Source organism: Gemmatimonadota bacterium (assembly GCA_026702745.1).
Taxonomy (GTDB): Bacteria; JAAXHH01; JAAXHH01; order JAAXHH01; family JAAXHH01; genus JAAXHH01.
The window spans coordinates 1-10,453 of sequence record JAPPBT010000098.1; the positions used below are offsets into that span (position 1 = coordinate 1).

The 10,453-nt window shown below is 61.4% G+C and carries 10 protein-coding genes; 7 read left to right on the forward strand and 3 right to left on the reverse strand.

Annotation, left to right across the window (positions count from 1 at the left end):
• The coding region (locus OXH56_15805) for a citrate synthase (GenBank protein ID MCY3556774.1) at positions 1–328 on the reverse strand (328 nt) is incomplete at its 3' end.
• 201 nt (positions 329–529) lie between these two features.
• Between OXH56_15805 and leuB the strand changes: the two genes are divergently transcribed.
• The 5 genes from leuB (at position 530) to OXH56_15830 (ending at position 5,903) form a co-directional block, all read left to right on the forward strand.
• Complete coding sequence (gene leuB, locus OXH56_15810) at positions 530–1,609, forward strand: 3-isopropylmalate dehydrogenase (protein MCY3556775.1); 1,080 nt, start codon at positions 530–532, stop codon at positions 1,607–1,609.
• A 2-nt stretch (positions 1,610–1,611) separates the two neighbouring features.
• The gene (locus OXH56_15815; GenBank protein ID MCY3556776.1) at positions 1,612–2,718 is read left to right on the forward strand and encodes a citrate synthase/methylcitrate synthase; all 1,107 of its coding nucleotides are present in this window, start codon (positions 1,612–1,614) and stop codon (positions 2,716–2,718) included.
• 240 nt (positions 2,719–2,958) lie between these two features.
• Positions 2,959–3,849, forward strand: coding sequence for a phytanoyl-CoA dioxygenase family protein (locus OXH56_15820; protein MCY3556777.1), 891 nt, complete (start codon positions 2,959–2,961; stop codon positions 3,847–3,849).
• 49 nt (positions 3,850–3,898) lie between these two features.
• Positions 3,899–4,981, forward strand: coding sequence for an SDR family NAD(P)-dependent oxidoreductase (locus OXH56_15825; protein MCY3556778.1), 1,083 nt, complete (start codon positions 3,899–3,901; stop codon positions 4,979–4,981).
• Positions 4,982–5,132: 151 nt separating this feature from the next.
• Positions 5,133–5,903: a phytanoyl-CoA dioxygenase family protein gene (locus OXH56_15830; protein MCY3556779.1), complete on the forward strand. Its 771-nt coding sequence runs from the start codon at positions 5,133–5,135 to the stop codon at positions 5,901–5,903.
• A 75-nt stretch (positions 5,904–5,978) separates the two neighbouring features.
• Here the strand turns inward: OXH56_15830 and OXH56_15835 are convergent, their stop codons facing one another.
• A complete protein-coding gene (locus tag OXH56_15835; GenBank protein ID MCY3556780.1) occupies positions 5,979–7,406 on the reverse strand; it encodes a hypothetical protein in 1,428 nt (475 codons plus the stop codon).
• Positions 7,407–7,524: 118 nt separating this feature from the next.
• On the opposite strand from OXH56_15835, the gene OXH56_15840 reads away from it, so the two are divergent.
• Together OXH56_15840 and OXH56_15845 are read left to right on the forward strand one after the other, a co-directional pair.
• Entirely contained in the window at positions 7,525–8,664 is a 1,140-nt protein-coding gene (locus tag OXH56_15840) for a DUF1295 domain-containing protein (protein MCY3556781.1), read from the forward strand.
• Between the two features lie 66 nt (positions 8,665–8,730).
• Entirely contained in the window at positions 8,731–9,429 is a 699-nt protein-coding gene (locus OXH56_15845) for a class I SAM-dependent methyltransferase (protein MCY3556782.1), read from the forward strand.
• A 41-nt stretch (positions 9,430–9,470) separates the two neighbouring features.
• Here OXH56_15845 and OXH56_15850 read toward each other — a convergent pair whose 3' ends face one another.
• Positions 9,471–10,208: a phytanoyl-CoA dioxygenase family protein gene (locus OXH56_15850; protein ID MCY3556783.1), complete on the reverse strand. Its 738-nt coding sequence runs from the start codon at positions 10,206–10,208 to the stop codon at positions 9,471–9,473.
• Between the last annotated feature and the right edge of the window lie 245 nt (positions 10,209–10,453).

Below are 10,453 nucleotides of genomic sequence, written 5' to 3' on the forward strand. Positions count from 1 at the left end.
CGCGTTCGAACGATTCGTTCGCCGCCAGGATCGTCGCGTCGCGCCCCCGGTAGAACAGCCGTTCATCCGTGATCAGCGTGATCGCCGATTCCAGGATCGGATCTCCCGAGTGCAGGGCCCGTTTTACCGCCCATCCCGGATTCCGACGGGCTCTCTTGCGGGCCTTCAGCCGCTCAATGTCCTCACTGCGATACAACCGCTTCCGCCGGCCGTCACCGCTTGCTTCAGACCGGATCATGCCGCGGCTAACATACGCATAGAGCGTCGACGGGCTGATATTCAGCGCGGAGGCCGCTTCGGTGGATGTCATATATCTTCTGCTGTTCATGAGAAGATCCTCTCGTTTTGATGGCCGCCTGGGCGAGCGGCCCGCTGTCGGCAAGCGGCACACTGTGGGTTACTGGCACGCCGGGGTATGTCTCATCCCAAGAATATATGTTGATTGATATTTTAATCAATATTGACAATATATAAAAACGCTTTTTTGTTACATACGGACGGGCCATCTGCATGATGAAGGAGAAACGCCTTGAATTACATCGCCGTGCTGCCCGGAGACGGGATCGGACCTGAGATCACCCACGAGGCCGTTAAGGTACTGAAGGCCGTGGGGGAGCGGCACCAGCTGGATCTCGTTTTTTCCCACCACCTGGTCGGGGGAGCGCTGCTCGATGCTCAGGGTATCGCCCTGTCCGATGAACTCGTGGAAGCTTGCAGGCGTAGCGACGCGGTGCTGTTCGGCGCGGTAGGCGGCCCCAAATGGGACCACCTGGACATGCAGGACCGGGCAGACCATGCCCTGATTCGATTACGCCAGGAACTTTCCGTCTACGCGAATCTGAGGCAATTCAGGTTATATGCGGGGCTGGAAGGCGCGTCCGCGGTCAAATCCAACCTCATATCCGGGGGTGTTGATTTCATCATACTGCGCGAGCTATCCAGCGGCGCGTATTACGGACAACCTAAATTCAGAGAGGACACGCCCCGAGGCAGAAGAGCCGTCGACACCATCGAGTATTACGATTTCCAGGTCGAAAGGCTGGCCCGTTACGGATACGAACTGGCGCGACAGAGGCGCGGCAGACTGACCTCGATGTCGAAGTGGAACGCCCTGGAATCCTCCAGGCTCTGGCGCGATGTCGTCGATGAAGTAGCCCCGGAATATCCCGATGTCGATACCCGGCATGAAATCGTCGACGCAGGCGCCATGAACCTGATCCAGCGGCCCGCTGAGTACGACGTAATTATCATGCCCAACATGTTCGGCGATATCCTGGGCGACGAGGCGGCCGTCCTGGCCGGTTCTATCGGAATGGTCCCGTCCGCGGAGATCTCGCTGAACGGCACCTCGCTGTATGAGCCGATACACGGAAGCGCGAATGACATCGAAGGCAAGAACATCGCGAATCCCATCGCAATGATCCTGAGCGGCGCCCTGATGCTGCGGCACAGCCTGGGATGTCCGGATGGCGCCGACGATATCGAACGCACGGTCGGCGAAGTGATCGAAAAAGGATACAGAACGGCGGACATCTGGAATTCCGATGATCAACACCGGGTATCCACCACGGAACTGGGCGATCTGGTGGTTGAAACGTTAAGGGAGTGATCATGTCTTACTCACCTGGACTCAAGGACGTCGTAGCGGCGGAAACCCGGCTTAGTCATGTCGATGGCGAAGCCGGCATTCTGGTCATCGGGGGATATCCACTCGAGGAGATCGCCGAAAGGGCGACTTACGAGGAGATGGTCCACCTCCTGTGGTACGGGAGGCTGCCCACCGCGGGCGCCCTGGATGGATTCACGGGCGAACTGGCCGCGAGCCGACCGCTACCCGGTGTTACCCACGATCTGCTGTGCGGCGCGGCGAAGGAACGCCGCTCGGTCATCGATGTGGTACGCATGGCCGCGGCCTCCCTTCCTTCCATCGACGACACGACGGACGCCCGATCCATGGTGGCCGGTCTGCCGAACATCGTTGCGGCCTACTGGCGCCTGCTGCACAGCAAAGAACCGGTAGAACCCGATGCCAGTCTCGGCCACGTGGCCAATCTGCTGTACATGCTACACGGCGAACCCCCCGGCGACGACCGGGTACGGGCGCTCACGACCTATCTCAACACGGTGATCGACCACGGCATGAACGCCTCCACCTTCACGGCGCGGGTCATTGTTTCCACGCGTTCAGACTTCATCTCCGCCGTTTCGGGTGCGATCGGCGCGCTCAAGGGTCCATTGCACGGCGGTGCGCCGGGACCGGTCATTTCCATGCTCGAATCGATCGGCGACGCCGATAACGCCGAGTCCTACCTTCGTGCAAAACTTGAATCGGGTGAACGCCTCATGGGCTTCGGTCACGCGGTTTACCGGGTTCGCGACCCGCGGGCCGACGTCCTGTCGCGCGCAGCCCGTGCATTTTTCGACCGTGAAGACGACCTGTACGCCCTGGCCGTTCACGTCGAGAAAACCGCCCTCGATCTCCTCGAAGAATACAAGCCCGGCCGGCGCCTGCAGACCAATGTCGAGTTCTATACCGCCCTTCTCCTCAAGGGGCTGGGTCTCCACCCGGACCTCTTCACCCCCATGTTCGCCGTGGGACGAGTCGCCGGCTGGACCGCCCATTGCATCGAGCAGCGGGTCGTCGACCGTATCTTTCGCCCGGAATCCCTTTACTCGGGCGAGATGACCAGGCAGTGGGCGCCCCGTGACAAACGGTAGCGCGTTACCACTGGTGTCCCGTGGGTCCAGGTAGCGCATGGTCGCTGGCAGCGCATGCTCGCTGGCAGCGCATCGCTTCCGGCAGCGCGTCGCCACAGACAGCGCTTTGCTACGCTCATCATCGACTTAACGCTGGCATGACGCGTCCGAATAACGCATTATACCACCTTGAGACATTGATACGGTTATCGACGTGATTTCAGGATGATCATCAAGGTCATACTGTGAAAGGAACAGCCTATGGCGATGGTCGACATGAAGCAGATCCACGACCTGGAAGACGCGACAGACCTGCTGAGACACCCCGACGAACTGCGACATCGCGCTGCGGAGCACGGGTGTCTTTTCTTCCGGCGACTGCTCGATCCAGCGCGCGTGATGGACGTCCGGCGCCAGGTACTCGGCGTGTGCCGGGAACATGGGTGGCTCTCTCCGGGCTCGGACCTGACGGCCGGTATCGCGAATCCCGGCATCAGCGTGTTTGAAGGCGACGATCCGCGCTGGCAGGCTTTCTACGACGATGTACAGCGGATCCGTGACTTCCACGCATTGGCCCTCGACCCCGCGATAATCCACATGCTCGAAGTGCTATTCGGAGAACCCGTGCTGGCCCACAGCCGGAACATCTGCCGGCTCGTGTTCCCGGACACGAACGCCCACTCGACCCCGCCTCACCAGGACAACTACTTCATCGGCGGTTCAGACGAGACGTGGACGGCCTGGATCCCGCTCGGCGACTGCCCCGAGGCACTCGGCGGGCTCGCTGTCAACCGGGGATCCCACCGTAGCGGCATGCTGGAGACGACCGAAGGCGTGGGACCAGGCGGGCGGCAGGTACCCGTCGAAGACGCTTCCGCCTGGGTCGGTGGCGACTATACCTGTGGGGACGTCATTATCCTCCACAGCCTGACGATTCACCAGGGCCGCGACAACATGACGGCGGACCGTCTCCGGCTGTCGTCCGACTACCGGTACCAGCCGAGAAGCCACCCGGTCCGGGAGGATTCCCTCCAGCCCCACATGAACTGGTTGACGTGGGACCAGGTCTACGAACATTGGGATGAGGGCGATCCGGTGAAGCACTACTGGAAGGACTGGGACCTGGACGTGGTCAAGCGCGAACCGCGGTAGGCGGCCCGCACCGGACACGCCGGCGCCAGGACACGGCCCGCACCCGCATATGTTCAATCCAGTTATCAAAACTGCCCAGCACCTGGTGCGGATGTTCCTGCCCAAACCGATGGCGGTGCCGGTCGATCTGGCGGGGCGCCACGTGATTGTGACCGGGGCATCGCCCGGTTCGCTCGGGTACGAAACCGCGAGGATCCTCGCGGGCTGGGGTGCAATAGTCGTGGCGACACGGGTCCGCGACGTGTCCCTGATGGAAGCGGCGCTGAAAGACGACCTGTGCAAGCGCGGCGCCGACGCGGACAACCTCATGGCGCATGCGCTGGATCTCTCCGACCCGGAAAGCGTCAACGCCTTCGCCGCCTGGTACCGCGACAGACACCAGGGTAGGCTTCATGTGCTGGTCAACAACGCGGGCATCCACAAGAAGACCCTGGCCCCGCGCACGGAAGCGCCATTGACCGAAGACGGCTTAGAGGTTCACTGGCGGACCAACTACCTCGGCGCCTTTCACCTGACCCGGGCGCTGCTGCCACTCCTGCAACGGTCCGGACTCGAAAGCGGCGACGCACGGGTCGTCAACGTGTCCTCCGGCCTGCACGACCGGGTTGGGAACGCGGGTCTGTTCGACGAGGTTGCACACCGCGACCGGCCGAATTGTGATTTACCGCGCCGCAACTTGCCGCACGGCGATAGGCCACCCCGCGTTACGCCGCGGTACCACTCCTGGAACGCGTACGGAAAGTCGAAACTGGCGATGAATCACATGGCTTTTGAAATCGAAAGACGATTCGCCGAATCACATAACCTGCACGGGGTGGCCGTACACCCGGGTGTCGTAATGACCAACCTGACCCTGCCGCAGGCGTTTGATGGCTGGATCGGCAAAACACTCCATCGTATCAGTTCCGCGCTGGCCTCGCTGGTCCTGCTGTCCCCGAAAGCCGGGGCGCAGACCATCGTGATGTGCGCGAGCCGGCGTCCGCTGCAAGGGGGAAGATACTACGAGCGCTGCGACGTCGCCGAACCGAGCGCGGACAGCCTCGACGCCGATGCCTCGAAACGCCTGTGGGAGCAGTCGGAACGGTGGGTCGGGACCCTGGCGAAGGGCCGGAGCACCCCCGATTCCTGTTGAGCGCACTCGGTCCGCACGCTCGGGCCGCTCGCGCCGCACGCTCGGACCGCACGCTCGGACCGCGCTCCGCACGCCGGGCTTCGCGTAACGACAATCCGTAATCAACATGCGGGAATCAACCTCAGAGAATCAAGCCCCGGGAAGATCCACTTTGGACAATGAACTACTTAAACGGGGATTCGTACCCCGGCCGCTGACGTCCGCACAACGCAAGGCGCTGGACACCGACGGCTTCATTGTACTGGAGGAGATCATCCCGCCGGACTGGCTCGCCGGATTGCGCCACGCTTTCGACGAGATTCATGACCGCGAAGGCGACAAGGCCGGCGAGGAGGTAGCGCAGATGGAAGGGGTACGCCGGCTTGCCGATCTGATTAACAAGGGATCGGTATTCGACGCGGTCTACCTGCATCCCGAGCTCTTGACGGCGGTCTACCATGTCCTGCAGCGGCCCTTCAAGCTGCACTCGCTCAACGGGCACGACCCGCTGCCGGGAAGCGGGCTGCAAATACTGCACGCCGATTGGGGCCAACCCGCCGAGCCCGGCGGCCCCTACCACGTCGTCAACTCCATGTGGATGCTCGACGATTTCACCGGGACCAACGGAGCGACACGCTGCGTGCCCGGCAGCCACCGGATACCGGGCCGGATTACCGACCACGTAGCCGATCGCCTGGCGGACCACCCCGACCAGGTACACCTGACGGGCCGCGCCGGCTCAGTGGCCGTATTCAACGGCAGTCTCTGGCACAGTTCCTATGTCAACCGCAGCGACGCCCCACGACGCGCCCTGCACTGCGCCTTTATCGCCCGCGAACACCCGCAGCAGACCAATCAACGGGAGTATCTGCGGCCCGAGACTGCCCGGCGCCTGTCCCCGCTGGCGCGCTACATCCTGGACGTCGAGGACGGCCCGCGGTAATCCGATTTTGCGAGCCGGTGCGGTCGTCCAGCGCTCCTGCTATCCAAATAGTTCCTGCTATCCCAAAAGCTCCTGCTATCCAAATAGCTCCCCTACCATACCTCGCGCCCGCTCGACCACGGTTTCCATGCAGCCGGGGGCGAGCTTGGCCCAGTAGGTGACGTCTTCGTTGGCCTCGTGTCCACCGCGGGGATAAGCCTCCCGCGTCGGCAGGTAGCCGACATAGTGCGACGTGAGATGGGCGGGAAAGAGGTAGGGCGCCGGCGAGTTCAGTTTGAGCGCCAGTTGCCCTTCCACGAAGGGTTCCCCGGGGAGGCCTACTATACCGAGGTCGCCGACGCGAAGGACCTGGATCTCGTAGTTGAACGCACCGTCCCGCTGCCTGCACAACTCGACGCTGCGGGTCGATGCCGCCCGGAACCAGCGCGGGTCCACCTGCCCGTCCGCTTCGCGCTGCGGCTGGGGATGCTCAGTCAGGATCGCATCGACCTCACGCAGGCGCGCTTCGGGTATCTTGCGAAACGGCAAGCCGATCGATTCGATCCGGGTATCCAGCGCGGCCTCGCCCGAGAAGTTGCCATCGAACGCCAGGTTGCGCACGATACGCTCACTCAAACCGGACAGTTCGCGCCCCATCCGCCGGTGGTCCGGCTGGAAATCCGGGTCGTAGGGGTGCCAGGGGTTGATGTTGCCGCAACACCCGTTGACGACCAGCGGCACCGCGTCGGGGCCGAAGGTTAGCTGCATCTCCCGAGACCAGGCGCCGGGCCAATCCGCCGATGCGGCCAGGAAGGTCTCCCGGTTTCCGTACGCATTGACCGGGTGGCAGGTGTGGTGCAGGAGAAAAGCCAGCGGTTTTCCATTCATATCCTGAACGCTGCACACGCCCACCTCCGGATCTATCGGACCTTCCAGGTAGCATACTTCCGAGATCCCGAAGGGCTGCTGTTCACGGTCCATCGGCCTGGGCATGAACACGGTGCCGTCCCGGCGTACCCCGCGCCGGTTGAAAGCCAGGTCGCCCAACACGCCGCGGCCCAGCCCGATCCGCACCGGTTGCAGCCTTCCCGCAGCTAAGGCCGCGGCCTCCACGGCAGCGGTCGCGGCCTGGTCGCCGTAGGCTTGCTCGGCCCCGCGCAGGTACTCCGTCTCTTCGGTGGTCTCCAGCGGAAACTCAGGGTCCAGCATGAAGTAGCCGAGGCTCGGGGCGGAATGGGTCTGCGTCGCCTGGACCATGATCGCGTCCTGCTCAATGCCCGTCTGCTCGCAGATTTCCGCGCGGATCCGGTCTGTGTAGTCGCCGGTGACGATGGTAAGGTCCAGAATCACCAGGCAGACGCGCCGCCCGGCCGCCTCGAATACGATGGCCTTGGCATAGAGCGGGTCCAGCACGGTCCGGGTCGGACGGTGGTCGCCGGCTCCGCTGCCCGCCAGGTGCGTCCCTTCGGGTGGGGATATGTCAATCATCGCCGCGCCGGCGCTCAGCTGGTTTGACGCGTTCATGGTTTACCTCTCATCGATTGTCTTTCGTTGGGTTTCATTCGTCGTTTCCCTTTCGTTCCTGGATGGTTCAGACTAACATAAAGCATCCACACACCATTTCAGAAAGGGGATTTCGATCATGATCGAATGGCTGGGTATCGAACACCTTTTCGAACTTTCCCGGACGGAAGCGATCTGGGGATTCTTCACCCCACTGATCGTCTACGCCGTGTTTTTCGTGGTCCAGCTCATGCTTCCCGGCAGGTGGGTCCCCGGCTACGTCGTCAACCTGGGGACGGGCGAGCCCCGCAACTACCGGCTGAACGGCCTGCTCGTGTTCTTGATCGCGATCGTCGTATGGGCGCTCGAACTCACCGGGCTGCCCCTCGACTGGTTCTACCGGTCCTCGGTCTATGCCGTGGCTGGTGGCACGGTCTTCGCCATCATCTTCACCCTGATCGCCGTGTTCACCCAACCGGAAGGCAAGGTGAAGAACCGGTTCCTGGCATGGTGGTTCGGCCGTGCGCAGGAGATCTCGTTCTTCAATGAACGCATCGATGTGAAGATGTACATGTACGTGGTGGGCGGGACGATGCTGTCGCTCAACGCCCTGTCCGGCGCCGTGTACCATTACGAGCTCTTCGGCGAGAACGCCAATCCGGGCGTCATCCTCTACGCGGCGTTCTTCACTTTCTACATCATGGACTACATGATCTTTGAGCGCGTACAGCTATACACCTACGACCTGATCCACGAGAATGTCGGCTTCAAGCTGATCTGGGGCTGCCTCGTGGTCTACGGCTGGCTGTTCATTCTTCCGCTCTGGGGGATGGCCGCGTACCCGAACCCCGGATTCTCTCCGGCGTGGACGAATTTCTGGCTCATCGGCACGTCCGCCCTATTCCTGTTTGGCTGGGGCATCTCGCGCGGCGCCAACCTGCAGAAATACACCTTCAAGCGATGGCCCGACCGCAAGTTCCTCGGCCTTATTGCGCCGAAATATATACAGTCCGGCGACCGCAGGATCCTGTGCAGCGGTCTGTGGGGTCTGGCCCGCCACTTGAACTACATGGGCGAGGGGTTCCTTGCCCTGTCCATCGCCCTGATATTCGGCCACTTCGCGAACTTCTGGGCCTGGACCTATTTCATCTTCATCGTGTCCCTGTTCGTGTACCGGCAATGGGACGACGACCGTCACTGCGCCGAGAAATACGGCGCCGACCAGTGGGAGGAGTACCGGGAGCGGGTGAAGTACCGGATCGTGCCGGGAATTTATTGAGCGCGGGCCGGGGCACTTGTATTCCAGGCACTTCTCGTTCCGTCAGCCATCAAGACGATACCGCCAATGGCCGCCAACAGAACACGGGAATCCCAGAGATTATTGCACTCCGTAAAGGATAAATACAATGGTCCTGAAGAACTTGATATTCGAAAAGGCGAACTGAAAAACGGTATTCGGGAGGCGGAACAGGCGTTCGCAGGAAAGTACCCGATAAACAGTCCCTTGCTGGACATTGGATGCGCGACCGGGCGATTGTGCTTCGCCCTAGCGCGGCTGGGATACGACGTCACCGGTATTGATGTCGCCGAGAAACAGATTGAACAGGCAAAGCGAAATGCGAAAGCGGAACGCATCGACGCGACGTTTCTACAATACGAGATGCCGATTCTGCCTTTCCCCGACGCCTCACTTGCCGCTGCATTTGTGGGAAACGTTTATTGCTATGTCCCGCACCGCGCGTCACGTATCGCTTTTCTGGAAGAGATCGCGCGTGTGCTGTATCCAAATGGCGAGGTTTTTCTTTCGCAGACGGTCCTGGATTCCGTACTGGAGGGTTACGATGACCTCTACGATGACAACTACCGTAAATTCGCTCCCGATTACGAGACCCTGGAGGAGGGAGACGGATTCGTGCTGGGAGCGCCGCACTATTTACACTTCTTCTTCGCCGAAGATCTCAAGGCTGAACTGGAAGCATCTCCGCTTCAGATTGTGAGTTCAAATTTGAAGATGTCAGCATTCAATTGTGTTTTGCGTAAGTAAAATAGATAATCCCTGCGCGGTTACGTGCTTCAATTTGCTGTTCAGACCTTCCTTGCCACGTGCCGGTCTTCGTAAACCCCTTTGCGGAACTTCTCGGGATTGAGATCTTCAGGCATATAATGCCAGGCCGTGCTGTAGCGGGTGCGGCTGCTGTGGTTGTCGTAGGCGCCGTGCAGGAGATTGGCGGAAAACAGCACGACCGTGCCCGCGGGAATGACCAGGTCCACGGCCTGCGCTTCATCGACCTTCGTCCAGCTGCCATGCCTGCTTAGCTCCCTGCGGTGCTCGACGATCTCACCGATCCGGTGGCTGCCCGGCACTACCCGCAGGCAGCCATTCTCCACGTCCGCATCTTCCAGGTAGATCCCGCAGCTGACGATGCGATCCGTATCGGTCCCGAAATAGAAGTTGTCCTGGTGCCATCCCGTGGACGTTCCGCCGTCGGGCAGCTTCGGGAAGAACTTGGTGCCGAACACGTCGAGATGCTCGCCGATCAACGCGGCTACGCGGTCCACAATCGCCGGTTCGCGCGCCAGTTCCAGCACGCGGTCGTCGACAACGCATACGCCCTGGACTTTGTGCAGCAGACCCGCCCGGGGTTCGCCCCGTTCGTCCAGCTCGAGTGACCAGTGCGGTTCCTGTTCGGCCAATCGGCGCCCCCTGGCGACGAGTTCATCGAATACTTGCTTGTACCCGGCCAGTCGCTCTCCCTGTATCAGGGCTTCAAAAACGAGATAGCCGTCTTCCCGGTACTGAATTACCTGTTCGTCGGTCAACATGAGTACCTCTTTGGAATGGCGGCGTTCACCCAACCTGGAACCTGGTTATCGACGTTTTTTAGCGATGCGTGCTCCAGCAGCCGGTACCAGCCCGCGGAATCAGCCGTCCTGCGTTTCCTCAAGCGTCTCCAGCCAGCGGTAACCGTAAGCCGGAACCAGGGGCGATCCGGTCATGCTGTCGGGCGATCCGGTCATGCCGTCGGGAGACATGCTGAACTTCTCGACGCGGAGGCGGTAATTGTATG